This is a genomic window from Janthinobacterium sp. 13 (assembly GCF_002749695.1).
In the GTDB taxonomy this organism is placed as follows: domain Bacteria; phylum Pseudomonadota; class Gammaproteobacteria; order Burkholderiales; family Burkholderiaceae_D; genus Janthinobacterium; species Janthinobacterium kumbetense.
Genome location: NZ_PEEQ01000001.1, coordinates 1,458,613 through 1,484,881, shown reverse-complemented (window position 1 = coordinate 1,484,881; position 26,269 = coordinate 1,458,613). Strand labels below are relative to the sequence as shown.

The following is a 26,269-nucleotide window of genomic DNA, read 5'->3' as shown; positions in this document are numbered from 1 at the left end:
GCCCGGGATACTCTTCATGCGTAAATTGCTGCCTGCCGCTCTGGTGCTGGGCTTTGCCTGCGCCGCGGCGCATGCCGAAACCATCGGTTCGGTCGACACGGTGTTCAAACTGATCGGTCCTGACCACAAGATCGTCGTCGAAGCGTATGACGATCCGCGCGTCGCCGGCGTCAGCTGCTATCTGTCGCGCGCCAAGACGGGCGGCATCAAGGGCGCCGTCGGCCTGGCCGAAGACAAGGCCGATGCGGCCGTCGCGTGCCGCCAGGTGGGGCCGCTGCAATTCAAGGGCAAGCTGCCGCGCCAGGAAGAAGTGTTTACCGAGCGTGCCTCGATCTTCTTCAAGCACGTGCGCGTCGTGCGCATGGTCGACAGCAAGCGCAATGCGCTGGTCTACCTCGTGTATTCCGACCGCGTGATCGAAGGCAGTCCGAAAAACAGCGTCACCGCCGTCGCCGTGCCTGGCGACCAGCCGATTCCCGTCCGTTAAGCGAGCTCCCATGCGCGTGCCGCTGTCTGCCCCCTTTGCCGCCAGGACGCTGCTGCTGTTGGGCCTGGGCGGCTGCGCCACCCTGACGGGCAACACCGAGCAGATGGTGCTGGTGCAAACCATCCAGGACAACCGCGAGCTGACGGGCGCCGGCTGCATCCTCAGCAACGACGTGGGCAAGTGGTTCGTTACCACGCCCGGGCGCATCACCATCCGCAAGAGCCAGGAACCGCTGAAGGTCGATTGCCGCAAGCACGGTTCGCCCGCCATCGCGACGGACGACCATATCGATCCCAAGCTCAATGGCAGCGTCTGGGGCAATGTCATCCTGACCCTGGGCGTCGGCTATTTCGTCGACCGCAACACGGGCGCCGGCTTCGACTACCCGTCCATTTTGACCATCGTCATGCAGGACCCCGCGCGCCTGGCGCCGCCGCCCGCGCCGATTCCAGCGCCGCCGCCAGCGGCCGCCGTGCCGGAAACGGTGGTGCAGCCGAAAGTGGCGCCATCGCCTCTGCCCAATCCCGTCGTCTACTGATTCAACTGCACATAAAAAAGCCGCCAGGGTCAGTGACCATGGCGGCTGTCTTCTTGCGTAACGACGCCTGACAAAACCGTAGCGAGCGGGAGCTAGTGGTGGCCGAGAAGCGCAGCTGTACTTTATGTACAGCGAGCATCGCCGGCCGCCAATAGCCCCGCGCAGTAGGTTTGGTCTGGCGTTCTCTTACACGCGGTTGATCAGGAACGTCGTCAGCAGGGGGACGGGACGGCCGGTCGCGCCCTTCGAGCCGCCCGACTTCCACGCCGTGCCGGCGATGTCCAGATGCGCCCAGGTGTACTTCTTGGTGAAGTTTTCCAGGAAGGCCGCTGCCGTCACCGAACCGCCGCCTGGCGTGCCGATGTTGGCCAGGTCGGCGAAGTTCGACTTCAGCTGCTCGTTGTACGCCTCTTCGATCGGCATGCGCCATGCCGTGTCGCTCGACTGCTTGCCCGCTGCCAGCAATTCATTGGCCAGCTGGTCATGCGCCGCATCGCTGCGCGTAAACAGGCCGCTGTTGTGGTGGCCCAGGGCGACGACGCAAGCGCCCGTCAGGGTGGCGATGTCGACCACGGCTGCCGGCTTGAAGCGTTCGGCGTAGGTCAGCGCATCGCACAGCACCAGACGGCCTTCGGCGTCCGTGTTCAGCACTTCGATGGTCAGGCCGTTCATGGAGGTGACGATGTCGCCCGGCTTGGTGGCGCGGCCCGACGGCATGTTTTCGCACGCGGCGATGACGCCGATGACGTTCAGCTTCAGGTTCATTTCGCCGATGGCGCGGAAGGTGCCCAGGACCGAGGCGGCGCCGCACATGTCGTACTTCATTTCATCCATGCCAGGACCGGCCTTGATCGAAATGCCGCCCGTGTCGAAGGTGATGCCCTTGCCGACCAGGACCACTGGCGCATCCTTGGCCTTGCCGCCCATGTGTTTCAGGACGATGAACTTCGGCGGCTGCTCGCTGCCGTTGGTGACGGACAGGAAGCTGCCCATTTTCAGCGCTTCGAGCTGTTTGCGGTCCAGCACTTCGACTTCGAACTTGTAATCCTTGGCCAGCTGCTTGGCCGTGTTGGCCAGGTAGGTCGGATTGGCGACGTTCGCCGGCAGGTCGCCCAGGTTGCGCGTCAGGTCGGAACCGTTGGCGATGGCGATGGCTTGCGCCAGCGCGCCGCGCGTGGCTGCCGTTGCAGGCGCCGCCAGGACGATCTTGCGCACGCCTGCCGGTGCCGGATCTTTTTTGCTTTTTTGCGAGTCGCAGCGGTATTCGCTGTCGTGGGCGGCTTGCACCACGCAACGGATTGCCCAATTTACGTCGCGCTCTTTCACTTCAGTCAGCGGTAGTGCGATAATGGCGTCCGCAGCGCCCAGCGAGCCGAAGGCCTTCAGTGCGGCTTGCACGCCGGTCGAGAAGCTTTTTTCGCTGACAGCGTCATCGCTGCCCATGCCTACCAGCAGAACACGTTCGGCGACGACGCCATCGACTGCGCGCAGCAGCAAAGTGCTGCCAGGCTTGCCGCTGATGTCGCCGGACTTCAGCGCAGCCGAAATCGCACCCTTGCTGTCCAGCGATTTTGCCGCTGGCGACAGTTTTTTGTTTTCGAATACCGCAACCGCGATGCATCCGCTTTTGGCCGTGCCGAGGGTGCTCTTGGTATCGAATGCTTTTATGCTAAAGTCCATTTGGTTCTCCGTTTTCATTTACTAGTAACGTGTTACTCAACTAACTGACCCGAATTATAAACTCCGAATGATCTTTCAACGCGCCCTTCGACGTGAATTGGCTAGTGCCGCCGGGGCCACCTTCACAGTTTTGTTCAGCATCCTGCTCACCTGGATGCTGATCGGTATTCTCGGCAAGGCGGCGGGCGGCAAGATCGCGTCGTCCGACGTCATGTCGCTGATGGTTTTTTCCGCCCTGATGCAGCTGCCCACCATCCTCATCCTCACCGGTTTCATCTCGGTGCTGATGGTCGTCACCCGCAGCTACAAGGAGTCGGAGATGGTGGTGTGGTTTGCCTCCGGCCTGAGCCTGTCGCGCTGGATCTGGCCCGTGCTCAGCTTCGGCCTGCCGCTGGTGCTGGCTACCGGCATCCTGAGCCTGTACGCCACGCCATGGGCGCAAAAGAAGAGCGATGAATACGTGGCGCGCTTCGAGAAGCGCGAAGACCTGCAGAAAGTCACGCCTGGCCAGTTCCGCGAATCGGCCGGCAGCAACCGCATCTTCTTCGTCGAGGGCGTCAGCGGCGAGAAGACCGTGGTGCAGAACGTCTTCGTCAATACCGTCGATGAAAAAGGCAGCGCCGTCGTCGTCGTCGCCAAGGAAGGCGTGATCAACACCGACGCCAAGGGCGAACGCTTCCTGGTGCTCAAGAGCGGCCGCCGCTACCAGGGCGTGCCGACGCAGGCGGACTTCCAGACCATGGAATTCGAGCAGTACATCATGCGCATCGAGAGCAAGCAGCAGGAACTGGGCGCGGAACTGGGCGTGCGCGCGATGAGCACCATGGCGCTCATCGCCGAGCCGAATCCCTACACCATGGCCGAACTGCTGTGGCGGGTGAGTGCGCCCCTGATCGGCCTGATGCTGATCCTGCTGGCCATTCCGCTGGGCTTTGTCAATCCGCGTGCCGGCAGTTCGACCAATTTGATCATCGCCCTGCTGATTTTCTTTACGTACAGCAACCTGATCAAGGTCATCGAAGCGAGCGTGAAGCAGGGCCGGCTGACCTTCGGCCTGGCCTGGTGGCCGCTGCACCTGCTGGCGGCGCTGGCCGTGGTGGGGCTGTTCGCGTGGCGCCTGAATGTGAACCACCGCTATCATCCGCTGGTCCTGCTGGCGGCTTTCAAGCGCGCGCGCCGCGCCGGCAACACAAGTAAAGCGGCATCGAAATGAAGATTTTACAGCGCTATTTTGCGGTCTCGATATTCCAGGCGGTGCTGTTCGTGCTGCTGGCCTTCCTGGCACTGCAAGCCTTCATCGACCTGACGGGCGAACTGCCCAAGGTGGGGCGCAACGGTTACACCATCCAGTATGCCTTCCTGTACGTGCTGGTGCTGGTGCCGGGACACGTGTACGAGGTGATGCCGATCGCGGCGCTGATCGGCACCATCTACACGATGGCGCAGTTTGCCGCCAGCTCCGAATTTACCATCATGCGCGCATCGAGCATGTCGACGGCGATGGCGGCCGGTTTCCTGTTCCGCATCGGTATCGTCTTCGTCGTCATCACCTTCATCTTCGGCGAGTTGATCACGCCGCGCACGGAACCGCTGGCCGAACGCCTCAAGCTGACCTCGCGCGGCGCGGCCGTGTCGAGCGAGTTTCGCTCCGGCCTGTGGACCAAGGACATGGTCAAGAGCGAGGGCTTGACGGGCGCCGTCACCGGTTCGCGCTTTTTCAATGTCGGCGAAGCGCGTCCGGACGGCCAGCTGAAAAACGTCAAGCTGTATGAATTTGACACCGATATGCGTTTGCGCACCTTGACCGTGGCCAAGGGAGCTACGTATCAGGGCAATAATATCTGGCGCCTGACCGAGGTGACGGAAACGTCGTTCTCGAACAGCGCGGCCGCCTCGCCCGGCTTCGAGCCGAAGCTGGCGAACTACTATGGGCAGGAAACGAGCCTGGTGCGCACGGTGCAAAGCGCCAGCAAGGACATGACGTCGGAAGTGACGCCGAAGATCCTGACGGTGTCGGCGTCCGATCCCGAGCGCATGTCGGCCAGCGAACTGGCCGTGTACACGCGCCACCTGGCCGAGAACAAGCAGGAAACCGAGCGTTTCCGCATCGCCTTCTGGAAAAAACTGATCGATCCGCTGGCCATTTTCGTGCTGATGGCGCTGGCGCTGCCGTTTGCCTACATGCATACGCGCAGCGGCGGCATCAGCCTGAAGATCTTCATCGGCATCATGATCGGCGTGAGCTTCATGCTGGTCAACACCCTGTTCTCGCATCTTGGCCTGCTCAGCACCTGGCCGGCCTTTCTGACGGCGGTGGCGCCGAGCGCCCTGTACCTGCTGCTGGCGCTGGGCGCCCTGTGGTGGGTGGAGCGGCACTGATGGAGACGAACGTGCAGCAGGCGCTGATCCTGTTTGCCCATGGCGCGCGCGCCGCATCGTGGGCTGCGCCCTTCGAGCGCCTGCGCGACCTGACCCAGGCGCGCATGCCGGGCACCGGCGTGCACCTGGCCTTCCTGGAGCTGATGTCGCCGCGCCTGCCCGAACTGGTGGCGACCCTGCTGGCCCAGCTGCCCGCCGGCGCCATCCTGGACGCCACCGTGGTGCCCGTGTTCCTGGGGCAGGGCGGACATGTGCTGCGCGACTTGCCGCTGTTGCTGGAAGAATTGCGCCAGCAGCATCCCGCATTGCGCCTGAAGGTGGTCGAGGCGGTGGGCGAGAACGCCAGCGTGCTTGCCGCCATCGCCGATTACTGCGTGGCGGCGCCAGGCTCCAGCCCTCTGCCTTGAACGGCATCGACATCGTCTACCTGTGGGTGGACGGCGCCGATCCCGCCTGGCGCGCGCGCCGGCAGCAGGCATATGCCGCCTGGGCGCAGGCGCATCCCGGCCAGCTGGCCCTGCACGGCAACGTGGCGGGGCGCTACCGCGACAATGGCGAACTGCGCTACAACCTGCGCGCGCTCGAGCGCTTCTTCCCCGGCCACGGCCATGTCTACCTGCTGACGGACCGGCAAGTGCCCCGCTGGCTGCGTGCCTCATCGCGCCTGACGGTGATCGACCATGCCAGCCTGATGCCCGATGCATCCCTGCCGGTGTTCGATTCCGGCCATATCGAATCGTATCTGCACCATATTCCGGGTCTGTCCGAGCGTTTCCTGTATCTGAACGACGACGTATTTTTCGGCGCGCCGTTCGAACCCGCATTCTGGTTTGGCGGGGAAGGGGACGGGCGGTTGAGCGTTTTCACGGAGAGCGCGCTGCAGGATGAGCTGCAGGGCTTGCGCGCCGACGTGGCGGCGCCCGTCAATTGCGCCACCTTGTCGCGGCAATGGCTGTCGGCGCAGTACGCCGATTACCGGCATGAACCGCGCCTGTATGCGCATGCGCCGCGGCCCATGCTGAAAAGCGCGCTGCAGGTACTGGAAGGGCTGGCGCCGGCCATGTTTGCCGGCGTGCGCGCGACGGTGTTCCGCTCGTGGCAGGTGCCGGCCTTGCTGCCCGACCTGGTGCCGCGCTGGATGGTGCATCAGGGGCTGGCGTGCTCGCGCATGCTCGACCCGCTGCATATCGCCAGCGGCGATGTGCAGGCGCCGCAGCAGCTCGAGGAGCTGGCGGCGCGTTTCGGCAGCTTGCCGTTTTTCTGTATCAACGATACCTGCGACGAGGCCGAGGACGACGACCCGCGCCTGTTGCGCGTGGCCGCTACCTTGCAGCGGCTGTTGCCGCTGCCATCCTCGTTTGAACTGGGCTAGGCCAGCTTTGTCTTCGGCGCCAGGCTGATGCGGGCGGCGGCCGCGCTGTCGGACAGCGATGCGAGGAACAGCAGCAAATAGGCGCCCAGTTCGAAGACTTCCTCGCCCAGCAGCGCATAGGCATCCGGCATGCCATGGAAGACCTTCTTGTCGAAGGGCCAGCCGGCAACCATCAGCAAGCCGCCGATGGCCGTCAGGATGGTGATGCGCATGCTGAAAATCTGCGGCGCATGGGCAAATACCTTGCGCGCGCGCGGTGCGAAAAAGATCAGCACGCGTATCAATATCAGCAATTCCACCACGCGCAGGGCTTTTTCCAGCTGGGCCCAGGCGGGCGCCGTGCCGAACTGGTCGATATCGAGTTCGCGCAGCAGGAAGCCGAACAGCAGGGCCGACAAGCCGGCATGCATGAGGAAACGCAAGGATTGGCGGTCAGTCTCTTGCCAGGCGCGCGTGCCGTGCACGGTGCAGGCCAGGGCCAGGAACAGCGCCTGCAGCCATTCCAGTAAGTGGTTTTCATCGTCGATATTCGGGAACACCGTCCACAGGGCGATGGAGGCGAGCATGCTGAGCAGCACAGCGCCGGCGACGCCGGCATTGCTGCGGCTGAGCGAAGTCAGGGCTTCGCGCACGGAAGAGAAATTCATTGTTGATTGTGACGGCTCAAGTTGCGCGGCGCGGTATTGCAGCCTGCGGGCGCAGCTTTTTTCGGGGAGATTGCCGGGCGGCTCCCGTCAGCCGGGAGGCCGCGCAGCAAGCGCTATGGCGGGGCGAAGCGTGATTTTCTTGCTATCACGCAACAACTTCTCGAGAAAAGATGCGTGAGCATCGTAACATGTTTCCTCGGAAGACGTCAGTTACTGACTTTAAAGTCGGTAAAATACGGTGTGTTTATTCAAGCATGGCGCGCCAGAATGGCGACCGCTGCTTCCGTGACCTGGTGCGCGCGCGTGGCCATGGCGTCGCCCAGCATCACCAGCACGGGGCCGTGGGTGTCGCCCAAGCCATGCGCCAGGGTGCTCAGCTGCAGGCGCACGATGCGCTGGTCCGGGCGGCTGCAGTTTTCAATCACCACCACCGGGGTGTCGGCACGGCGGCCCTGGGCCAGCAGGCGCTGGGCCGTGGCGATGGCTTCGCGGCCACCCATGTATTGCACCAGGGTATCGCAGTCGGGAATGCGCGTCTGGTCCGGTTCGCCCGGCGCCGTGCTAGACGTAAAGAAGGCGACGCTGCGCGACACGCCCCGCTTGGTCAGCGGCTGCTGCGTCGCGGCCGCTGCCGCCAGGGCCGTGGTGATGCCGGGCACCACTTCCACGGCGATCCCCGCCTCTTCCAGCGCGCGCAATTCCTCGTCGGCGCGGCCGAACAGCATGGGATCGCCCCCTTTCAGGCGCACGACGACGGCGTGCTTGCGCGCGTTGTCGACCAGTTGCTTGTTGATGAACGCCTGTGCCGTCGATAGCTGGCCGCAGCGCTTGCCGACCAGGATTTTTTGCGCCTGCGGGCACAGCTCCAGCATCTCTTCGGTGACCAGCGCGTCGTGCAGCACGACGTCCGCTTGCGCCAGCAGGCGCGCGCCGCGCAAGGTCATCAGGTCTTGCGCGCCGGGGCCGGCGCCGACCAGGTAGACCTTGCCGGGGAGAGATGGGGAGCTGTTCATATGGCTGCCTTTCCTGGACGATACGGGGTTAGAGCCGGACCATGCCGGCCGCGACCGTCTGGTGGGTCACTTCATCGATCAGGATAAACGCGCCCGTGGCGCGGATATCGGCATACGCGTCGGCCGCCAGCGCCTGCTGCACGTTCAGGCTGATGCGGGCGATGTCGTTCAGCTTCAAGCCTTCGGCCGGGTGGCGCTGCTGCGTGTTGATGTCGAGGATAGATTCGATCGCCGTCACCTTGGCCGCCGTCTGTTTCGTGCCGTGCTTGATCCAGTACTTGCGGCGCAGGTCCAGCGCGTCTTCCGACAGCCAGCACACGTCGGCCACCACCTGTTTCAGCAGGGTGGCAGGGCGTTCGCTGCTCGCCAGCAAGTCGCCACGCGAAATATCCAGGTATTCATTGAGCAGCAGGGTCACGGACTGGCCCACCACGGCCGTCGGCAGCGAGCCGTCCAAGGTGACGATATCCTTGACGGTGGCCGTCTGGCCCGATGGCTGCACCACGAGGGTGTCGCCGATGCTGACCTTGCCCGCCTCGATGCGGCCCATGTAGCCGCGGAAGTCGTTCGCTTCGTGGCCATTGTGGCGCGCCACCAGCTGCACCGGGAAGCGGAACGGCGTGTCGTGCGATTCGTCGTAGACGGACAGCGATTCGAGCAACTCGATCAGGGTCGGGCCCGTGTACCAGCCCAGCTTGTCGCCGCGTTCGACGACGTTGTCGCCCGTCAAGGCGGACAGGGGGATCGGCGTGATGTCCTTCAAACCCAGCGACTGGGCGAATTCGCGGTAGGCGGCGACGATGCGGTTGTACACCGTTTCATCGTAGTCGACCAGGTCCATCTTGTTGACGGCCACGACCACGTGCTCGATCTGCAGCAAATGGGCGATCGTCGAATGGCGTTTGGTCTGGATCAACAGTTCCACGCTGCCATCGTCACCCAGTTTGACTTTCGACACGTCGATCAGGATGATGACGGCGTCGGCGGTCGATGCGCCGGTCACCATGTTGCGCGTGTATTGCTCGTGGCCGGGCGTGTCGGCGATGATGAATTTGCGTTTCGGCGTGGCAAAGTAGCGGTAAGCCACGTCGATGGTGATGCCTTGCTCGCGTTCCGCTTCCAGGCCGTCCGTCAGCAGCGACAGGTCGACCGTGTCGCCCACCGTGCGCTTGTGCTTGGAGCGCGACATGGCGTCGAGCTGGTCGGCGAAGATGCCCTTGCTGTCGAACAGCAAACGGCCGATCAGGGTGCTCTTGCCGTCATCGACGGAACCGGCCGTGATAAAACGCAACATGCCGCGTTCGACGCTGTCGGTGAGATTGGTGTTCTGGATTGCTGCGTTCATTAGAAATACCCTGCTTTCTTGCGTTTTTCCATCGAGGCTTCGGACGTCTGGTCATCCATGCGGGTGGCGCCCCGTTCCGTGATTTGCGTGATTGCCGTTTCGGCGATGATGGCGTCGACCGTCGCCGCATCGGATGACACGGGGCAGGTGCACGAAATGTCGCCCACCGTGCGGAAGCGCACAACCTGCGTTTCCACCGTTTCGCCTTCGCGCGGAGGCGTCAGATCCGTCAGCGGCACCAATAAACCGTTGCGCGGGATCACCTGGCGCTCGTGCGCGAAGTAGATCGGCGGCAATTCCAGTTGCTCGCGGGCGATGTATTGCCACACGTCCAGTTCGGTCCAGTTCGAGATGGGGAAGACGCGCATGTTTTCACCGGGATGCACGCGGGTGTTATACAGGTCCCACAGTTCCGGACGCTGGGCTTTCGGGTCCCAGGCGCCGAATTCGTCGCGGAAGGAAAAGATGCGTTCCTTGGCGCGGGCCTTTTCCTCGTCGCGGCGGGCGCCGCCGATGCAGGCGTCAAAACCGTGTTCGGCGATGGTTTCCAGCAAGGTCACGGCTTGCGCTGCATTGCGCGAATCCGTGGCCGGGTTGCGCAGGCGCACGGTGCCGCGCTTGATCGAGTCTTCCACGGAGCCGACGATCAGGCGCTCGCCCAGTTCCGCCACCTTCTTGTCGCGGAAAGTGATGACTTCCGGGAAGTTGTGGCCCGTGTCGATATGCACGAGGGGAAATGGGAACTTGCCTGGGCGGAAGGCTTTCTCGGCCAAACGCAGCAGGACGACGGAATCCTTGCCGCCGGAAAACAGCAGCGCAGGGTTGGCCGATTCGGCCGCCACTTCGCGCATGATGTGGATGGCTTCCGATTCAAGGCTGTCGAGGTGACGCTGGTTCAAAATATTGCTCATATAGGGTGCTTTCTTGTTCTGCTGTATCTGTTGTGTCTGATCAAGCTGCCACGGATTTGATGCGTATCAATTTGCCGTCCACCATGTGCAGGCCGCATTCCTTGGAATCCGGGTTTTCCCACCACCAGCGTCCGGCGCGCACATCTTCGCCCGGCTGCACTGCCCGCGTGCACGGTTCGCAGCCGATCGACGGGTAGCCCTGGTCGTGCAGCGCGTTGTAGGGCACGTCGTTGGCGCGGATATAGGCCCACACGTCTTCTTCCGACCAGTCGGCCAGCGGATTGAATTTCGTCATGCCATGCGCGGCGTCCTCTTCCTGCACGTGCAGTTCGGCGCGCGTGGTGGACTGGGCGCGGCGTTGGCCCGTCACCCAGGCCTTGTTGCCGGCCAGGGCGCGGCCCAGCGGTTCGACCTTGCGGATGCGGCAGCATTCGCGGCGCATTTCGACACTATTGTAGAACGCGTTCAGGCCGTTCTGTTCCACGTAGGCGGCCACGGCTTCCGGCTGCGGGCGGTACAGGGTGATGTCGTGCGCGTAGCGGGTTTTCACCTTGTCGAGCACGGCCAGGGTTTCCTGGTGCAGCCGGCCCGTTTCCAGGGAAAAGATGCCGATGGGCAGCTTCGCCTTGAGAATCATGTCGGTCAGCACCATGTCTTCGGCTGCCAGGCTGGACGCGAACACGGCCGGCGAAAAATCCGCGGCGATGCGTGTCAGCGTTTGCTCGGTGGCGTGTATCAAAGAAGTCAGATCGCTCATGATGGGCCCTCAGATGCCGGCCGCGTTGTCGAGGTCAGGATTCTGGCCTTCGCGCTGGTGGCGGCGGAACAGCGGCGATTTTTGATCCCACGACGCCTGGTAGGTTTCCGAAAAGACAGACAAACCTTTCAGCGCGTCATGGATGCTGCGGTCCGGGCGCGTTGCATACGCATCGAAGCCGACCCTGTGCATGGAAAACAGCTGGTCGCGCAACACGTCGCCGATGGCGCGCAATTCCCCTTGGAAACCCAGGCGGGCGCGCAGGTTGAAGGCGATGGAATAGCCGCGGCCATCCGTGAATTTCGGGAAATCCACGCCGATGACGGGCAGTTGCGCCACGTCGGCCGCCAGTTCTTCCGGGCGCTCGTCGCTGGCCAGCCATACGCCGATGTCGGGCAGGCGCGCGGCGAGGGTTGCGCGCTGGGCTTGCCAAACGAGCAGGGGCACGATGACCTTGCCGGCCGGAACGACCACCGTTTCCGGCGTGTCGTTTTCATCGAGGCGCAGCAAGCCCCAGGTATTCGGCACCACGGCGGCGTTCTTGATGATTTCTTCGCGTACTTCAAACATATTCGTCTTCTCCCACCAGGTTGCCGACGGTGATCGGCGTTGCATATACGTGTTCCTTGAACGGCGCCAGGCCCAGGCGCTGGGCCGTGTCGACGAAGCGCTCGCCTTCGTGGCGGTCGCGCACGTAGACGTGCAGCAGGCGGCCGATGACTTCAGGCATCTGCAGGGAAGAGAACGATGGTCCGATGATCTTGCCGATGGCCGCATTATTGCCTTGCGCGCCGCCAATCGACACTTGATACCATTCGCTGCCATCCTTGTCGACGCCCAGGATGCCGATGCTGCCCACGTGGTGGTGGCCGCAGGCATTGATGCAGCCGGAAATATTCAGTTCGATTTCGCCGATGTCGTGCTGGAAGTCGATGCTGTCGAAGCGTTCCGCGATGGCGGCCGCGATCGGCAAGGACTTGGCGTTGGCCAGCGAGCAGAAGTCGCCGCCGGGGCAGCAGATCATGTCCGTCAGCAAACCGATGTTCGGCGTGGCCAGGCCGTGCGCCTTGGCTTCTTGCCACAGTGCAAAGAGTTTCGATTGCTCCACGTCGGCCAGCACCAGGTTTTGCTCGTGCGTCACGCGCAGTTCGCCAAAGCTGTAGCGGTCGGCCAGGTCGGCCACGAAGTCGATCTGCTCGGCCGTCGCGTCGCCCGGCGGCACGCCGGTCTTCTTCAGGGACAGCACCACGGCCACGTAGCCGGGGCGCTGGTGCGGCTTGACGTTGCGCGCCAGCCAGTTCACATACGCCTTGTTGTCCGCGTGTTCGGCCTTGTAGTCGAGTTCCGGCAGGGTCAGGTAGGCGGGCGGATTGAAGAAGTCCGCCACGCGCTGCATTTCCTCGGCGCTCAAGGTTTCCGGGCCATCTTTCAGATCGACCCATTCCGCTTCCACCTGGCGCGTGAATTCTTCCACGCCGATGGCTTTCAACAGGATCTTGATGCGTGCCTTGTATTTGTTGTCGCGGCGGCCGTGCAGGTTGTACACGCGCATGATGGCCTGGATATACGTCAACAAGTGCTGCCACGGCAGGAACTCGCGCACGACACTGCCCAGGATGGGCGTACGGCCCATGCCGCCGCCGGCCATGACCTTGAAGCCCACTTCGCCGGCCGCATTGCGCACGGCCGTCAAGCCGATATCGTGCACGGCGATGGCGGCGCGGTCTTCTTCGGCGCCATTGATGGCGACCTTGAACTTGCGCGGCAGGGCGATGAACTCGGGGTGGAAAGTGCTCCACTGGCGCAAGACTTCCGCGTACGGGCGCGGATCGATGATTTCATCGGCCGCGACGCCGGCGAACGGGTCGGATGTTGTATTACGGATACAGTTGCCCGAGGTCTGGATCGCGTGCATTTCCACGGATGCCAGGTCGGTCAGGATATCGGGTGTTTGCTCCAGCTCAATCCAGTTGAACTGGATGTTCTGGCGCGTGGTGAAGTGGCCGTAACCGCGGTCGTACTTGCGCGCGATGTGCGCGAACATGCGCATCTGCTTCGACGACAGCAAGCCGTACGGCACGGCGATGCGCAGCATGTAGGCGTGGCGCTGCATGTACAGGCCGTTTTGCAGGCGCAGCGGAATGAATTCCTCTTCCGTCAGTTCATTGGCGATACGGCGCGCAACCTGGTCTCGGTACTGGGCGATGCGTTCTTTGATGATGAGGTGGTCGTACTGATCGTAATGGTACATATCAATTCCTAAAAAAGCCGGGGTGCTGGAAGATTGCCTGGGATTATGTTCTTGATACTGTTCGTGTCACATGGTCGGTCAATTAATAGATTAGCTTCACTGCCACGCCGGTCAAGGTCATCGCCAGCAACACGCGTAGAAATCGTTCTGGCACGGAGCGGGCGACCCAGGAACCGAGCGTGATGCCGGGCAAGGAGCCGACCAGCAAGGAGGCCAGCAATTCCCAGTGGATGGAACCGAGCCACCAGTGGCCGAGGGCGGCGATGGCCGTCAGGGGCACGGCGTAGGCGATATCGGTGCCGGCCACTTCGGCCGAGCTCATGCGGGGATACAGCATCACCAGCAAGGTGGCGCCGATGGCGCCGGCGCCGATCGACGACACCGTCACCAGCACGCCCAGGACGGCGCCGGAAATAATGGTCGCGGCGGCAAGCTTGTTGCCTTGTAATTGTTTCTCGGGGTGGGCATTGATCCAAGCCAGCATGCGGCCCTTGAAGATCAGTGCCACGACGGTCAGCAGCACGGAGCCGGCGATCGAGTAACGGATGATCTGGCCGATTTCCGGCGACAGGGTGCCGAACGATTTCAGCGCCAGGGTCGAGATGACGGCAGCGGGCAGGGCGCCGATGCACAGGCGCTTGACGATATCCCAGCGGATGGTGCCGCGCAGGCGGTGCGTCAGCGTGCCGGCGCTCTTGGTGATCGAGGCGAAGGCCAGGTCGGTACCCACGGCCACGGAAGGCGGCACGCCAAACAGCAAGGTTAACAGCGGCGTCATCAGCGAACCGCCGCCCACGCCGGTCATTCCTACGAGTAATCCTACGGCAAATCCTGAGACTATATAAGACAAAGTCATGCTTTCACCCCCAAAGTACCCGCAATAGTAATAAACTTGGCGTTTAATCCAAACTACTAAGTACGCATTTGCTTATATGCGATATGCGTATATGCATGAACGCAAAATCATGGGTGGGGCGGAAACTCGGCAAATCACGGCAATCTAGGGCAAACCAGCAATGAATCTCCATCAACTGCGCTTCGTGCGCGAAGCGGTCCGGCAGAATTACAACCTGACGGACGCCGCCAAGGCATTGTTTACGTCGCAACCGGGCGTATCGAAAGCCATCATCGAGCTGGAGGAAGAACTGGGCGTGGATATTTTTACGCGCCACGGCAAGCGCATCCGCGGCTTGACGGAGCCGGGCCGCCTGGTGCTGGAATCGGTCGAGCTGATCATGCAGGAAATCGACAGCATGAAGCGCATCGGCAAGGAGTTCGCGGCGCAGGACAGCGGCAGCTTTACCATTGCCACCACGCATACGCAGGCGCGCTACACCTTGCCCAAGGTGGTGCAAGCCTTCATGCTGAAGTTCCCGAAGGTCAGATTGTCTTTACTGCAAGGCAATCCGCGCCAGATCGCCGAAATGGTGCAGCGCGACCAGGCCGACCTGGCCATCGCCACGGAATCGATCGCCGCCATCGATGGCTTGATCACCTTGCCCTGCTATCAATGGGAACATGTGGTGGTGGTGCCGGTCGACCATCCGCTGCTCAAGTCGAAGTCCGTGACCCTGGAAGAAATCGCCGCTTTCCCCCTGATTACCTATGACAGCGCGTTCGCCGGACGCAACAAGATCGACCATGCTTTCGTGCTGCGCGGCCTGAAGCCGGACATCTTGCTGGAGGCCATCGATGCGGACGTGATCAAGACTTATGTCGAGTTGGGCATGGGGATTGGTATCATAGCGGGTATGGCCTTCGATGCCGAGCGCGACAAAGGTTTGCGCGCCATCCCTGTCGGCCACCTGTTCGGCATGAATGTGTCGCGCGTTGCCGTCAAGCAAGGCGCGTATTTGCGCAGCTATATCTATACCTTTATCGAGTTGCTGACGCCGACCCTGAACCGCAAGCTCATCGAGCAGGCGATGAGCGGTGATAAAGAGCACTACGAACTATAACAATGCATGAAATCGGCCGGGCGAGGTGCCTGGCCAAGATTATTTAAGAAGAGAAGAAACAATGATTACCGATCAGCTTGCCAAATATTACGCCACCATCGCGCAGCAGTACGAGCGCGTCTATGACAAGCCCGAACGCCAGGAAGACCTGGAAGTGTTGCGCGACAAGGTTGCCGACGTGCTGGAAGGCCACACCGTGCTGGAACTGGCTTGCGGCACCGGTTACTGGACGGAAGTGGTCGCCGAGTCGGCCGAGTCCGTGCTGGCCACCGATATCAACGATGAAATGCTGGCGCTGGCCCAGGCACGCGGCTTGCCCGACAACGTGACCTTCGCCAAGCTCGACGCATTCAATCTGCCGGACGATCTGCTGGGCAAGTTCACGGCCGTGTTCGCCGGTTTCTGGTGGTCGCACGTCAAGCGCGAAGACCAGGACAAATACCTGAAGCAATTGCGCAGCAAGCTGGGCAAGGACATCCTGCTGGTGCTGATCGACAATTCCTATGTCGACGGCAGCAGCACGGTCATCGCGCGCACCGATCTGGAAGGCAATACCCACCAGTTCCGCACGACGGAGGGGGGTGAACGCTATGAAGTGCTGAAGAATTTCCCGTCGGATAGCCACCTGCGCAAGAAGTTTGCCCACTCGGCCCGCGAAATCCGCATGAAGCGCCTGGAATACTACTGGCTGCTGAGCTGCCGCCTGAAGTAAGGCAGTCACGGCAATACAAGCCGCCCTCGGGCGGTTTTTTTTCGCCTGTTGTTTTTATTTAACAAGACATTGTGCTAAAAAACAACATCTTGTCGATGTCATATTGTTGAAGTATTTGGTGGGCATGATTCGGTTCAGCAGCTAAGCAGCACCACTCTTGTCCAACCTAATGTAGAGAATCTCAAGTGAAAAAAATTACTCTGGCAGCATTGATCATCGGCACCTTCGCAGCAGCTACGGCACAAGCACAATCGAACGTCACCGTGTACGGCCTGGTTGACCTCGGTATTGCCAAGACCACTGGCCAGCCGACGGTACAACGCGAAAACAATGCGTCGCGCCTCGGTTTCAAGGGTACGGAAGATCTGGGTGGCGGCCTGTCCGCAATTTTCAACCTGGAAAGTGAATTCCTGGCAGACACCGGCGCGCAAAAAGGCGTGTTGTTCGACCGTCAAGCGTATGTGGGCTTGAAAGGCGCGTTTGGTACCGCCATCCTGGGCCGCACCAAGAATCTGGTCGATGGCACCATCGCCCGCGTCGATCCGTTCAACACCTACGGCGTGGTCGGCAAGAACAATGAAACCTTGCTGCGTTCGGGCGTCGGTTCGTCGCGCGTCAACAATGCCGTGACCTACAACAGCCCAAGCTTTGAAGGTTTCGTGGGCAGCCTGCAATACGTGTTGAGCGAAGTCAACAGCGCTGACGCAGGCGTGATTGGCCTGGCAACCTACGACAACGGCCCGATCAGCTTGCACGCCGGCTACGAAAAAGCCGTGCAAGCAACGGCAACGGCCGCCAAGCCTGACCTGTGGTCCATCGGTGGCGGCTATAAATTCGGCCCGGCCAAGATCACGGCCGCCTACTCGAAAGGCGACACCAAGGTAGCCACGACTGGTGAATTCAAGTCCTACCTGATCGGCCTGAACTACACGGTTGGCGGCGGCGATGCCAAAGTGTCGTATGGCAAGCAAGAGCAAAGCAACAACAAGTTCAAGGATCAGGACACCATCAAGGAATTCGGCGTCGGCTACGACTACCACCTGTCGAAGCGCACCGACGTGTACGCTTACGCTGGCCGCGAGCGCGTGAAGTCGCTGACCTCGTACCAGATCGGCCTGGCACACAAATTCTAAGCATCGTTCGATGTGACGAAGTGAAAGGCGCCTGCGGGCGCCTTTTTTTATTGCATCGCCGCCGCTGCCGCCTCCGCATGCATGGGCAGCGAGATTTCGATGCGCGTGCCGCCCAGTTCGCTGTCGGCACCGATATGGATGCTGCCGTTCAATCCCCACACGCGTTCGCGCATGCCCAGCAAGCCCAGGGCCGTGGCTTTTTCCAGGTCGTGTTCGGCAATCCCGCGGCCGTCGTCCTGGATGGTGATGGCCAGCGAGGAATCGATGCGGTGCAGGGCGATGGTGATGTGGCTGGCCTCGGCATGGCGCGCGATATTCGTCAGCGCTTCCTGCACGATGCGGTAGATGGCCGTGCTGCGCGCATCGTCGAGCACGAGATCGGCCTCGTCGGCCAGCAAGTCGAAATGGATGGCGCGGCGCAGCAGGAAGTCGTGGCGCAGTTTTTGCAGCGCAAAATACAATCCCCCTTCATCGAGCGCGCGCGGACGCAGGTTGCTGGCGATGCGTCGCAACGAGGTGATGGCCGTCACCAGCAAGCCATCCATGCTGTGCAGCAAGGCTTGCAGGGACTCGGTGGTGTCCGTGTGCTGGCGCACCAGGGTCAGGTCGACGCGTAAGGTGGCCAGCAATTGCCCCAGGTCATCATGCAATTCACGCGCGATATGCTTGCGCTCCTCTTCGCGGATGGATTGCAGCGCACTCGACAATTCGCGTAGTTGCGAAAAGGAGCGGGCCAGCTGTTCATGCATCTGCTGGCGCGCGCTGATGTCGCGCACGATGATGGTAAACACGCTATGGCCGTCTTCCTGCATGGCCGAGAGCGAGCCTTCGAGGGGAAACATGAGGCCATCGCTGCGCCGTCCCGTCAGCGTGTAATCGGTGGCGCGCCGGCCCGTCAGGCGCAGCTCCTGGCTGATGTCGCCAAACGGCGGATCGCCATCGTGCTTGCCCAGGCCGCCCAGGGTGCGCAAGTCGCGCAGGATGTAGTGGCCCAGGCGCATGCCGCGCATGCCGGCCGGCGTGTCGTCGAACAATCTGGCTGCCGCCGCGTTCGCATGCAGGATGATTTGCCCGCTGTCGATGCTGATGAAGGCGTCGCTGGCGCTGTCGATGATGGCCTGGCCGCGGGCCTGCCGCTGCCGGCGGGCTTTCAGTGGAGGAAACAAGCACAGCAAAAGCATCGCTGCCATGCCTAGCGGCAGGATGCGCAGCAGTGTCGAACTGCCTCGGTCAGGCATGGGATTCTCCTTGCGAACGTGAACGAAGGCAGGCAAGACAGGAGCGACGGACAGGACTTGATATAGCCTATGCCTGTTGGCGCGGCGTGGCTTGATGTGGCGCAGGAAGGGGAAAGAAGAGGGGCGCGCGCCGCGCCGGCCTGGGCCGGGCGGCGGCGGGAGACTTACATTTGCTTGAACAGGTGCAAGAAGCTGCGGCTCACTTCGAGCTTGTCGGACTTGCCTTTGATGAGTACCAGGTGGCGGCCGCGGATGTCGCGCGTCACGCCTTCGATGGCATTCACGTTGACCAGGGTGGCGCGGTGGATTTGCCAGAACAACGAAGGATCGAGCTCTTCGGCCAGGTCGCGCACGGGCTTGCGGATCAGCGCCTCGTACTTGGCGGTCTGCACGCAGGTGTATTTCTCGTCAGAACGGAAGAACAGGATCTCTTCCACGGGGATCATGCGCAAGTCCTGGCCGATGCTGGCCTGTATCCATTGCAGGTAGGTGGGCTTGGCTGTGATTTTTTCCGCCAGCTGCGACAGCATGGCCGTGACGCTGCTGTTGACGTCCAGGGCCGGCTTGTTCAAGTGGGTTTTCAGGCGCTCCACAGTGACCAGCAAGCGCTCATGCTCGGGCGGCTTGAGCACGTAGTCGACGGCACCCCGCTCGAAGGCTTCGACGGCGTGGCTATCGTAGGCCGTGACGAAGACGATATGCGTCTTGCTGCCGATCACTTGCGCCGCTTCCATGCCCGTCTTGCCCGGCATGCGGATATCGAGGAAGGCAAAGTCCGGTTTGAGTTGTTCCACCAGTTCGATCGCTTCGTCGCCATTCTTGGCTTCGCCGATGATTTCCAGTTCAGGCCAGGCTTGGCCCAGGCGCAGGCGCAGCTGGTCGCGCATCAGTCTTTCGTCGTCGGCAATAATAGCGGTAGGCATAGGTCTCAAGTGTGAACAGGCGAAGATTGATTATTCAATGATTTAGCGTTTTTATCAACTACTCTGTCTTATTTGGACAATTGATATGGCACTTCGATCACGGCGCACACGCCGGACGGTTGATTTGGCGTAATGGTCAGGCTGCCCTGGTCGCCATGCAACAGCTTCAGGCGCTCGCGGATGGTGGGCAAACCCAGTCCCGTCCCATCGCTGGGCACCACGCCAAAGCCCAGGCCGTCATCGGTCACCGTCACGCGCAGCTTGCTGTGCGCCACTTCGGCCACGATGCGCAGGGTGCCGCCCTCCGGTTTGACTTCCAGGCCATGCTTGATGGCATTTTCCACCATCGATTGCAGCATCATGGGCGGGAAGGCTGCGCTGCGCAGGCCGTCGGGAATCTGGAAGTCGACGGTCAGGCGTTCTTCCATGCGCATTTTCAGCAGGTTCAAGTACGCTTGCACCATGTCTGCTTCACGGCCCAGGTTGGTAATCAGGGCGTTGTCGCGCATTTGCGGCAGCACGGCGCGCAGATACTGGATCAGGCTGCGTTGCATCTTGGCCGCGCGCGGCGGGTCGACCTGGATCAGGTGTTCGACGGAGGCAAGCGTGTTGAACAGGAAATGCGGCTCGACCTGGGCTTGCATCATCTGCATCTTCGCTTCGCTGAGCTGGCGCTGCATGGATTCGCGCTCGGCGGCCTCGTTTGCCGTGACGGTTTCCGCTTCCGCGCGTTTCTTGCCGCCGACCAAGGCCTTCATGGCGAACAGGGCCAATACCAGCAAGGACACAAAGCTCTTGAACCAGGTCGAGGCTTGCTGGTGATAGCGCGACACCTTTTGTTCTGCCGCATCATCGACGGCTTCTTCGATGGCATTCGACAATTCTTCACCGATTTGCGGCGGCAGTTCAATATGGACTTCTTCGCCCGAGGCATTCGTCGTTACTGGGTAGCTGGGCTTGGCGGGGGCGGCCGGCGGTTCCGGCGGCGCCGGCGGCACGGTGTTTGCGTGCTCGTCCGCCTCGGCGGCATCGGCCGGCTCGCTGGCCGCATCTGTCGTGCTGCTGCGCCGGTTCTTGCTGTTGCGGGGATTGAAATGGATGCCCGTATCGTCGATCAGGATATTGGTTTCACCCGAGCCCTTGCTGCTGCGCTTGTGCGACTTGATGACCACTTCTTCATTCTGGCTGGACGAGAACAGTTCATCTTGCAAAATGGAACCGGCGATCAGGGCCAGCGCAGCGAACAGGAAGAATTTCCACCAGGACAGTTGGGTGACCCAGGTCGTCGTCGCGTCGAATGCCCGTTGCAACCAAGCGAGGATGGTTTTCAACAATTGGGGCAGGCTGGAAATCGGAAGCATGGGGGCACTTTCAAGTACAAGAGTTAATCGACGCAGCGGGCAAGTTTAACCTCTTGTTGAGCCGCGTCAGAGTCTGATGTTGCCACTGTGCCTAAAGACCACGAACTGCGCCAGCCGATTGCGACAGGCTGCACAAAAAGGCGCTTGAAGTGAAGACAAGGCTTGCTGGGCTGTGAGAGCGGGGAAATAGCCCTTGCGGAGAGTGCAGGGCACGGCTATAATTCGCCCCCTCGCTGAACGACGCATGCAAATGCCGAGTGAGACGAGAAAAGAAGGAGTTGACGGACGTAGCAAATTGCTTCATACTCTTCCTTCTTCGTAGCTGGCAAACACAACGCTTTGTCGATAGCGCGAAAGCAGTACCGAATACAGTTCTTTAACAATTAACAGTCGATAAGTGTGGGCATTTGATGTAAGTGCAGCGTCAATCTTCGGATTGACGTAATACTTAAAATATATCAAATGTTCACAAGAAATAATGAAATAGGATACTTCTTCGGAAGTAGCCTGTCAGTTTTTTGAGTGAGCAAATCTTTTGCAATGCAAAAGATTTGGATGGTAGCGATACTGTCCGACCTGTCAGAAATGACATTAAACAGAGATTAAACTGAAGAGTTTGATCCTGGCTCAGATTGAACGCTGGCGGCATGCCTTACACATGCAAGTCGAACGGCAGCACGGAGCTTGCTCTGGTGGCGAGTGGCGAACGGGTGAGTAATATATCGGAACGTACCCTGGAGTGGGGGATAACGTAGCGAAAGTTACGCTAATACCGCATACGATCTAAGGATGAAAGTGGGGGATCGCAAGACCTCATGCTCGTGGAGCGGCCGATATCTGATTAGCTAGTTGGTAGGGTAAAAGCCTACCAAGGCATCGATCAGTAGCTGGTCTGAGAGGACGACCAGCCACACTGGAACTGAGACACGGTCCAGACTCCTACGGGAGGCAGCAGTGGGGAATTTTGGACAATGGGCGAAAGCCTGATCCAGCAATGCCGCGTGAGTGAAGAAGGCCTTCGGGTTGTAAAGCTCTTTTGTCAGGGAAGAAACGGTGAGAGCTAATATCTCTTGCTAATGACGGTACCTGAAGAATAAGCACCGGCTAACTACGTGCCAGCAGCCGCGGTAATACGTAGGGTGCAAGCGTTAATCGGAATTACTGGGCGTAAAGCGTGCGCAGGCGGTTTTGTAAGTCTGATGTGAAATCCCCGGGCTCAACCTGGGAATTGCATTGGAGACTGCAAGGCTAGAATCTGGCAGAGGGGGGTAGAATTCCACGTGTAGCAGTGAAATGCGTAGATATGTGGAGGAACACCGATGGCGAAGGCAGCCCCCTGGGTCAAGATTGACGCTCATGCACGAAAGCGTGGGGAGCAAACAGGATTAGATACCCTGGTAGTCCACGCCCTAAACGATGTCTACTAGTTGTCGGGTCTTAATTGACTTGGTAACGCAGCTAACGCGTGAAGTAGACCGCCTGGGGAGTACGGTCGCAAGATTAAAACTCAAAGGAATTGACGGGGACCCGCACAAGCGGTGGATGATGTGGATTAATTCGATGCAACGCGAAAAACCTTACCTACCCTTGACATGGCTGGAATCCCCGAGAGATCGGGGAGTGCTCGAAAGAGAACCAGTACACAGGTGCTGCATGGCTGTCGTCAGCTCGTGTCGTGAGATGTTGGGTTAAGTCCCGCAACGAGCGCAACCCTTGTCATTAGTTGCTACGAAAGGGCACTCTAATGAGACTGCCGGTGACAAACCGGAGGAAGGTGGGGATGACGTCAAGTCCTCATGGCCCTTATGGGTAGGGCTTCACACGTCATACAATGGTACATACAGAGCGCCGCCAACCCGCGAGGGGGAGCTAATCGCAGAAAGTGTATCGTAGTCCGGATTGTAGTCTGCAACTCGACTGCATGAAGTTGGAATCGCTAGTAATCGCGGATCAGCATGTCGCGGTGAATACGTTCCCGGGTCTTGTACACACCGCCCGTCACACCATGGGAGCGGGTTTTACCAGAAGTAGGTAGCTTAACCGTAAGGAGGGCGCTTACCACGGTAGGATTCGTGACTGGGGTGAAGTCGTAACAAGGTAGCCGTATCGGAAGGTGCGGCTGGATCACCTCCTTTCTAGAGTTTGCACGAATCAGGTAACTGGTTCACGCATCAAATGTTCACACTTATCGGCTGTTTAATTAAGAAGAAACAGTAGTCGTAGTAGTTCCGCGTTGGGGCTGTAGCTCAGCTGGTTAGAGCACCGTGTTGATAACGCGGGGGTCGTTGGTTCGAGTCCAACCAGCCCTACCAGCTAATTAGTAGTATCTCAGGGGGATTAGCTCAGCTGGGAGAGCACCTGCTTTGCAAGCAGGGGGTCGTCGGTTCGATCCCGTCATCCTCCACCACGTTTTACTCGAAAGTGCAAACGTAAGCCGGTCAACAAGACTGTGGTTTAGGTTTGATCTTTTAGCGATCAAAGCTGTTTCGTTCTTTAACAATCTGGAAGAAGTAAAGATTATTTATTGATCGGTTTGCCGTAAAAGGTAAATCGATGGGTAATGATTGTATGTATCAACAAACAAGCAACAACGTTGTACTTTCTTATCCCTGTAGCGCTCTTTGATGATTTCGATTATCAGAGGCTAACGTTATAGGGACAAGCGAATAAGTGCACATGGTGGATGCCTTGGCGATTACAGGCGATGAAGGACGTAGTAGCTTGCGATAAGCTGCGGGGAGTGAGCAAACACACTTTGATCCGCAGATTTCCGAATGGGGCAACCCACCCTTTTAGGGTATTGCATACTGAATACATAGGTATGCAAGGCGAACGCGGCGAACTGAAACATCTAAGTAGCTGCAGGAAAAGAAATCAACCGAGATTCCCAAAGTAGCGGCGAGCGAAATGGGAAGAGCCTGTACGTGATAGTCGGACCGATAACAGAATCCTCTGGAAATAGGAGCCATAGCGGGTGATAGCCCCGTATGTGAAATCGGACCGGTGGTACTAAGCGTACGACAAGTAGGGCGGGACACGTGACATCCTGTCTGAATATGGGGGGACCATCCTCCAAGGCTAAATACTCGTAATCGACCGATAGTGAACCAGTACCGTGAGGGAAAGGCGAAAAGAACCCCGGAAGGGGAGTGAAATAGATCCTGAAACCGTGTGCATACAAACAGTAGGAGCGGACTTGTTCCGTGACTGCGTACCTTTTGTATAATGGGTCAGCGACTTACATTCAGTGGCAAGGTTAACCGAATAGGGAAGCCGTAGAGAAATCGAGTCCGAATAGGGCGATCAGTCGCTGGGTGTAGACCCGAAACCAAGTGATCTACTCATGGCCAGGATGAAGGTGCGGTAACACGCCCTGGAGGTCCGAACCCACTAATGTTGAAAAATTAGGGGATGAGCTGTGGGTAGGGGTGAAAGGCTAAACAAACTTGGAAATAGCTGGTTCTCTCCGAAAACTATTTAGGTAGTGCCTCAAGTATCACCATCGGGGGTAGAGCACTGTTATGGCTAGGGGGTCATTGCGACTTACCAAACCATTGCAAACTCCGAATACCGATGAGTGCGAGCTTGGGAGACAGACGTCGGGTGCTAACGTCCGGCGTCAAGAGGGAAACAACCCAGACCGCCAGCTAAGGTCCCAAAGATTGGCTAAGTGGAAAACGAAGTGGGAAGGCTAAAACAGTCAGGATGTTGGCTTAGAAGCAGCCATCATTTAAAGAAAGCGTAATAGCTCACTGATCGAGTCGTCCTGCGCGGAAGATGTAACGGGGCTAAGCCAGTCACCGAAGCTGCGGATATTGTTCTGTGATTTATCACAGATATATATGGTAGGAGAGCGTTCTGTAAGCCTGCGAAGGTGTCTTGTAAAGGATGCTGGAGGTATCAGAAGTGCGAATGCTGACATGAGTAGCGATAATGGGGGTGAAAAGCCTCCACGCCGTAAGCCCAAGGTTTCCTGTTCAACGTTCATCGGAGCAGGGTGAGTCGGCCCCTAAGGCGAGGCAGAGATGCGTAGCTGATGGGAAGCAGGTTAATATTCCTGCACCGTCGTATGATGCGATGGGGGGACGGATCGCGGAAGGTTGTCCAACTGTTGGAATAGTTGGTTTTTGACTCATAGAAGGCACTTAGGCAAATCCGGGTGCGCAATTCAAGGGGTTGAGACGAGTGAACTTGTTCACGAAGCAATCGGAAGTGGTTCCAAGAAAAGCCTCTAAGCTTCAGTCATACGAGACCGTACCGCAAACCGACACAGGTGGGCGAGATGAGTATTCTAAGGCGCTTGAGAGAACTCGGGAGAAGGAACTCGGCAAATTGGTACCGTAACTTCGGGAAAAGGTACGCCCCGGTAGCTTGATTGGTTTACTCCATGAGGGTGAAAGGGTTGCAATAAACTGGTGGCTGCGACTGTTTAATAAAAACACAGCACTCTGCAAACACGAAAGTGGACGTATAGGGTGTGACGCCTGCCCGGTGCTGGAAGATTAAATGATGGGGTGCAAGCTCTTGATTGAAGTCCCAGTAAACGGCGGCCGTAACTATAACGGTCCTAAGGTAGCGAAATTCCTTGTCGGGTAAGTTCCGACCTGCACGAATGGCGTAACGATGGCCACACTGTCTCCTCCCGAGACTCAGCGAAGTTGAAATGTTTGTGATGATGCAATCTACCCGCGGCTAGACGGAAAGACCCCATGAACCTTTACTGTAGCTTTGCATTGGACTTTGAACCAATCTGTGTAGGATAGGTGGGAGGCTTTGAAGCGGGGACGCTAGTTCTCGTGGAGCCAACCTTGAAATACCACCCTGGTTTGTTTGAGGTTCTAACCTTGGTCCGTTATCCGGATCGGGGACAGTGCATGGTAGGCAGTTTGACTGGGGCGGTCTCCTCCTAAAGTGTAACGGAGGAGTTCGAAGGTACGCTAGATACGGTCGGACATCGTGTTGATAGTGCAATGGCATAAGCGTGCTTAACTGCGAGACTGACAAGTCGAGCAGGTACGAAAGTAGGACATAGTGATCCGGTGGTTCTGTATGGAAGGGCCATCGCTCAACGGATAAAAGGTACTCTGGGGATAACAGGCTGATTCCTCCCAAGAGTTCATATCGACGGGGGAGTTTGGCACCTCGATGTCGGCTCATCACATCCTGGGGCTGTAGCCGGTCCCAAGGGTATGGCTGTTCGCCATTTAAAGTGGTACGTGAGCTGGGTTTAAAACGTCGTGAGACAGTTTGGTCCCTATCTGCCGTGGGCGTTGGAAATTTGAAGGGGGCTGCTCCTAGTACGAGAGGACCGGAGTGGACGAACCTCTGGTGTACCGGTTGTCACGCCAGTGGCATTGCCGGGTAGCTAAGTTCGGAAGAGATAACCGCTGAAAGCATCTAAGCGGGAAACTTGCCTTGAGATGAGATTTCCCAGAGCCTTGAGCTCTTTGAAGGGTCGTTCGAGACCAGGACGTTGATAGGCTGGGTGTGGAAGTGCAGTAATGCATTAAGCTAACCAGTACTAATTGCCCGTACGGCTTGTCCCTATAACCTTAGCAGGTACA

Annotated in this window: 21 protein-coding genes, 2 tRNA genes and 2 rRNA genes; 13 read left to right on the top strand and 12 right to left on the bottom strand. The window is 59.4% G+C overall.

Going from position 1 to position 26,269, the window contains the following annotated elements; genetic code table 11:
• Positions 1-16 precede the first annotated feature (16 nt).
• Together CLU94_RS06485 and CLU94_RS06480 are read left to right on the top strand one after the other, a co-directional pair.
• Complete coding sequence (locus CLU94_RS06485) at positions 17-487, top strand: CreA family protein (RefSeq protein ID WP_099665042.1); 471 nt, start codon at positions 17-19, stop codon at positions 485-487.
• A 10-nt stretch (positions 488-497) separates the two neighbouring features.
• Positions 498-1,025, top strand: coding sequence for a hypothetical protein (locus CLU94_RS06480; protein WP_257218700.1), 528 nt, complete (start codon positions 498-500; stop codon positions 1,023-1,025).
• Between the two features lie 186 nt (positions 1,026-1,211).
• Here CLU94_RS06480 and CLU94_RS06475 read toward each other — a convergent pair whose 3' ends face one another.
• The gene (locus CLU94_RS06475; RefSeq protein ID WP_099665041.1) at positions 1,212-2,705 is read right to left on the bottom strand and encodes a leucyl aminopeptidase; all 1,494 of its coding nucleotides are present in this window, start codon (positions 2,703-2,705) and stop codon (positions 1,212-1,214) included.
• 67 nt (positions 2,706-2,772) lie between these two features.
• Between CLU94_RS06475 and lptF the strand changes: the two genes are divergently transcribed.
• The 4 genes from lptF to CLU94_RS06455 are packed head-to-tail and all read left to right on the top strand — an operon-like array spanning position 2,773 to position 6,456.
• Positions 2,773-3,918, top strand: coding sequence for an LPS export ABC transporter permease LptF (gene lptF / locus CLU94_RS06470; RefSeq protein ID WP_077401100.1), 1,146 nt, complete (start codon positions 2,773-2,775; stop codon positions 3,916-3,918).
• On the top strand, positions 3,915-5,084 hold the full coding sequence (gene lptG, locus CLU94_RS06465; RefSeq protein ID WP_099665040.1) for an LPS export ABC transporter permease LptG: 1,170 nt from the start codon (positions 3,915-3,917) through the stop codon (positions 5,082-5,084). Before lptF ends, lptG begins: the two co-directional genes overlap by 4 nt.
• Positions 5,084-5,491 (top strand): sirohydrochlorin chelatase, encoded by a 408-nt coding sequence (locus tag CLU94_RS06460; protein ID WP_099665039.1) that lies wholly within the window; start codon positions 5,084-5,086, stop codon positions 5,489-5,491. The genes lptG and CLU94_RS06460 overlap by 1 nt, the downstream gene beginning before the upstream one ends.
• Complete coding sequence (locus CLU94_RS06455) at positions 5,488-6,456, top strand: Stealth CR1 domain-containing protein (protein WP_099665038.1); 969 nt, start codon at positions 5,488-5,490, stop codon at positions 6,454-6,456. Before CLU94_RS06460 ends, CLU94_RS06455 begins: the two co-directional genes overlap by 4 nt.
• Here the strand turns inward: CLU94_RS06455 and CLU94_RS06450 are convergent.
• The 8 genes from CLU94_RS06450 to CLU94_RS06415 all read right to left on the bottom strand — a co-directional run bounded on the left by CLU94_RS06450 (position 6,453) and on the right by CLU94_RS06415 (position 14,236).
• Positions 6,453-7,103, bottom strand: a complete 651-nt coding sequence (locus CLU94_RS06450; protein WP_099665037.1) for a hypothetical protein — start codon at positions 7,101-7,103, stop codon at positions 6,453-6,455. The two genes, CLU94_RS06455 and CLU94_RS06450, sit on opposite strands and share 4 nt — an antisense overlap.
• 248 nt (positions 7,104-7,351) lie before the next feature.
• Positions 7,352-8,116 (bottom strand): uroporphyrinogen-III C-methyltransferase, encoded by a 765-nt coding sequence (cobA, locus tag CLU94_RS06445; protein WP_099665036.1) that lies wholly within the window; start codon positions 8,114-8,116, stop codon positions 7,352-7,354.
• 28 nt (positions 8,117-8,144) lie between these two features.
• Entirely contained in the window at positions 8,145-9,461 is a 1,317-nt protein-coding gene (locus CLU94_RS06440) for a sulfate adenylyltransferase subunit 1 (RefSeq protein WP_099665035.1), read from the bottom strand.
• Positions 9,461-10,372, bottom strand: a complete 912-nt coding sequence (gene cysD / locus CLU94_RS06435; RefSeq protein WP_034782216.1) for a sulfate adenylyltransferase subunit CysD — start codon at positions 10,370-10,372, stop codon at positions 9,461-9,463. Before cysD ends, CLU94_RS06440 begins: the two co-directional genes overlap by 1 nt.
• Before the next feature lie 40 nt (positions 10,373-10,412).
• Complete coding sequence (locus CLU94_RS06430; RefSeq protein WP_099665034.1) at positions 10,413-11,129, bottom strand: phosphoadenylyl-sulfate reductase; 717 nt, start codon at positions 11,127-11,129, stop codon at positions 10,413-10,415.
• A 9-nt stretch (positions 11,130-11,138) separates the two neighbouring features.
• Complete coding sequence (locus CLU94_RS06425) at positions 11,139-11,699, bottom strand: DUF934 domain-containing protein (RefSeq protein WP_099665033.1); 561 nt, start codon at positions 11,697-11,699, stop codon at positions 11,139-11,141.
• A complete protein-coding gene (locus CLU94_RS06420; RefSeq protein ID WP_099665032.1) occupies positions 11,692-13,380 on the bottom strand; it encodes a nitrite/sulfite reductase in 1,689 nt (562 codons plus the stop codon). Before CLU94_RS06420 ends, CLU94_RS06425 begins: the two co-directional genes overlap by 8 nt.
• An 82-nt stretch (positions 13,381-13,462) precedes the next feature.
• Entirely contained in the window at positions 13,463-14,236 is a 774-nt protein-coding gene (locus tag CLU94_RS06415) for a sulfite exporter TauE/SafE family protein (RefSeq protein ID WP_099665031.1), read from the bottom strand.
• A gap of 160 nt (positions 14,237-14,396) precedes the next feature.
• On the opposite strand from CLU94_RS06415, the gene CLU94_RS06410 reads away from it, so the two are divergent.
• The 3 genes from CLU94_RS06410 (at position 14,397) to CLU94_RS06400 (ending at position 17,183) form a co-directional block, all read left to right on the top strand.
• Entirely contained in the window at positions 14,397-15,338 is a 942-nt protein-coding gene (locus CLU94_RS06410; protein ID WP_034751505.1) for a CysB family HTH-type transcriptional regulator, read from the top strand.
• A 61-nt stretch (positions 15,339-15,399) separates the two neighbouring features.
• Entirely contained in the window at positions 15,400-16,050 is a 651-nt protein-coding gene (locus tag CLU94_RS06405) for a class I SAM-dependent methyltransferase (protein ID WP_099665030.1), read from the top strand.
• A gap of 185 nt (positions 16,051-16,235) precedes the next feature.
• Positions 16,236-17,183 (top strand): porin, encoded by a 948-nt coding sequence (locus tag CLU94_RS06400; RefSeq protein WP_046682561.1) that lies wholly within the window; start codon positions 16,236-16,238, stop codon positions 17,181-17,183.
• Positions 17,184-17,230: 47 nt separating this feature from the next.
• Here CLU94_RS06400 and CLU94_RS06395 read toward each other — a convergent pair whose 3' ends face one another.
• The 3 genes from CLU94_RS06395 to CLU94_RS06385 all read right to left on the bottom strand — a co-directional run bounded on the left by CLU94_RS06395 (position 17,231) and on the right by CLU94_RS06385 (position 20,705).
• On the bottom strand, positions 17,231-18,421 hold the full coding sequence (locus CLU94_RS06395; RefSeq protein ID WP_099665029.1) for a PAS domain-containing sensor histidine kinase: 1,191 nt from the start codon (positions 18,419-18,421) through the stop codon (positions 17,231-17,233).
• 164 nt (positions 18,422-18,585) lie between these two features.
• Positions 18,586-19,344, bottom strand: coding sequence for a LytR/AlgR family response regulator transcription factor (locus CLU94_RS06390; RefSeq protein WP_034751497.1), 759 nt, complete (start codon positions 19,342-19,344; stop codon positions 18,586-18,588).
• 68 nt (positions 19,345-19,412) lie between these two features.
• Entirely contained in the window at positions 19,413-20,705 is a 1,293-nt protein-coding gene (locus tag CLU94_RS06385; protein ID WP_099665028.1) for a sensor histidine kinase, read from the bottom strand.
• A 604-nt stretch (positions 20,706-21,309) separates the two neighbouring features.
• On the opposite strand from CLU94_RS06385, the gene CLU94_RS06380 reads away from it, so the two are divergent.
• The 4 genes from CLU94_RS06380 to CLU94_RS06365 all read left to right on the top strand — a co-directional run bounded on the left by CLU94_RS06380 (position 21,310) and on the right by CLU94_RS06365 (position 26,251).
• Positions 21,310-22,840, top strand: a 16S ribosomal RNA gene (locus CLU94_RS06380).
• Between the two features lie 100 nt (positions 22,841-22,940).
• Positions 22,941-23,017 (top strand) — tRNA-Ile (locus CLU94_RS06375).
• A 19-nt stretch (positions 23,018-23,036) separates the two neighbouring features.
• A tRNA-Ala gene (locus CLU94_RS06370) sits at positions 23,037-23,112 on the top strand.
• 249 nt (positions 23,113-23,361) lie between these two features.
• Positions 23,362-26,251, top strand: a 23S ribosomal RNA gene (locus CLU94_RS06365).
• The 16S and 23S rRNA genes sit together here with 2 tRNA genes alongside, the layout of an rRNA operon.
• The last annotated feature ends 18 nt before the right edge of the window (positions 26,252-26,269 follow it).

Excerpts from the sequence above, each read along its gene's own strand:
- CLU94_RS06485 (WP_099665042.1), top strand. The coding sequence starts at position 17 with ATGCGTAAATTGCTGCCTGCCGCTCTGGTGCTGGGCTTTGCCTGCGCC.
- CLU94_RS06480 (WP_257218700.1), top strand. The coding sequence starts at position 498 with ATGCGCGTGCCGCTGTCTGCCCCCTTTGCCGCCAGGACGCTGCTGCTG.
- CLU94_RS06475 (WP_099665041.1), bottom strand. The coding sequence starts at position 2,705 with ATGGACTTTAGCATAAAAGCATTCGATACCAAGAGCACCCTCGGCACG.
- lptF (WP_077401100.1), top strand. The coding sequence starts at position 2,773 with ATGATCTTTCAACGCGCCCTTCGACGTGAATTGGCTAGTGCCGCCGGG.
- lptG (WP_099665040.1), top strand. The coding sequence starts at position 3,915 with ATGAAGATTTTACAGCGCTATTTTGCGGTCTCGATATTCCAGGCGGTG.
- CLU94_RS06460 (WP_099665039.1), top strand. The coding sequence starts at position 5,084 with ATGGAGACGAACGTGCAGCAGGCGCTGATCCTGTTTGCCCATGGCGCG.
- CLU94_RS06450 (WP_099665037.1), bottom strand. The coding sequence starts at position 7,103 with ATGAATTTCTCTTCCGTGCGCGAAGCCCTGACTTCGCTCAGCCGCAGC.
- cobA (WP_099665036.1), bottom strand. The coding sequence starts at position 8,116 with ATGAACAGCTCCCCATCTCTCCCCGGCAAGGTCTACCTGGTCGGCGCC.
- CLU94_RS06440 (WP_099665035.1), bottom strand. The coding sequence starts at position 9,461 with ATGAACGCAGCAATCCAGAACACCAATCTCACCGACAGCGTCGAACGC.
- cysD (WP_034782216.1), bottom strand. The coding sequence starts at position 10,372 with ATGAGCAATATTTTGAACCAGCGTCACCTCGACAGCCTTGAATCGGAA.
- CLU94_RS06430 (WP_099665034.1), bottom strand. The coding sequence starts at position 11,129 with ATGAGCGATCTGACTTCTTTGATACACGCCACCGAGCAAACGCTGACA.
- CLU94_RS06425 (WP_099665033.1), bottom strand. The coding sequence starts at position 11,699 with ATGTTTGAAGTACGCGAAGAAATCATCAAGAACGCCGCCGTGGTGCCG.
- CLU94_RS06420 (WP_099665032.1), bottom strand. The coding sequence starts at position 13,380 with ATGTACCATTACGATCAGTACGACCACCTCATCATCAAAGAACGCATC.
- CLU94_RS06415 (WP_099665031.1), bottom strand. The coding sequence starts at position 14,236 with ATGACTTTGTCTTATATAGTCTCAGGATTTGCCGTAGGATTACTCGTA.
- CLU94_RS06410 (WP_034751505.1), top strand. The coding sequence starts at position 14,397 with ATGAATCTCCATCAACTGCGCTTCGTGCGCGAAGCGGTCCGGCAGAAT.
- CLU94_RS06405 (WP_099665030.1), top strand. The coding sequence starts at position 15,400 with ATGATTACCGATCAGCTTGCCAAATATTACGCCACCATCGCGCAGCAG.
- CLU94_RS06395 (WP_099665029.1), bottom strand. The coding sequence starts at position 18,421 with ATGCCTGACCGAGGCAGTTCGACACTGCTGCGCATCCTGCCGCTAGGC.
- CLU94_RS06390 (WP_034751497.1), bottom strand. The coding sequence starts at position 19,344 with ATGCCTACCGCTATTATTGCCGACGACGAAAGACTGATGCGCGACCAG.
- CLU94_RS06385 (WP_099665028.1), bottom strand. The coding sequence starts at position 20,705 with ATGCTTCCGATTTCCAGCCTGCCCCAATTGTTGAAAACCATCCTCGCT.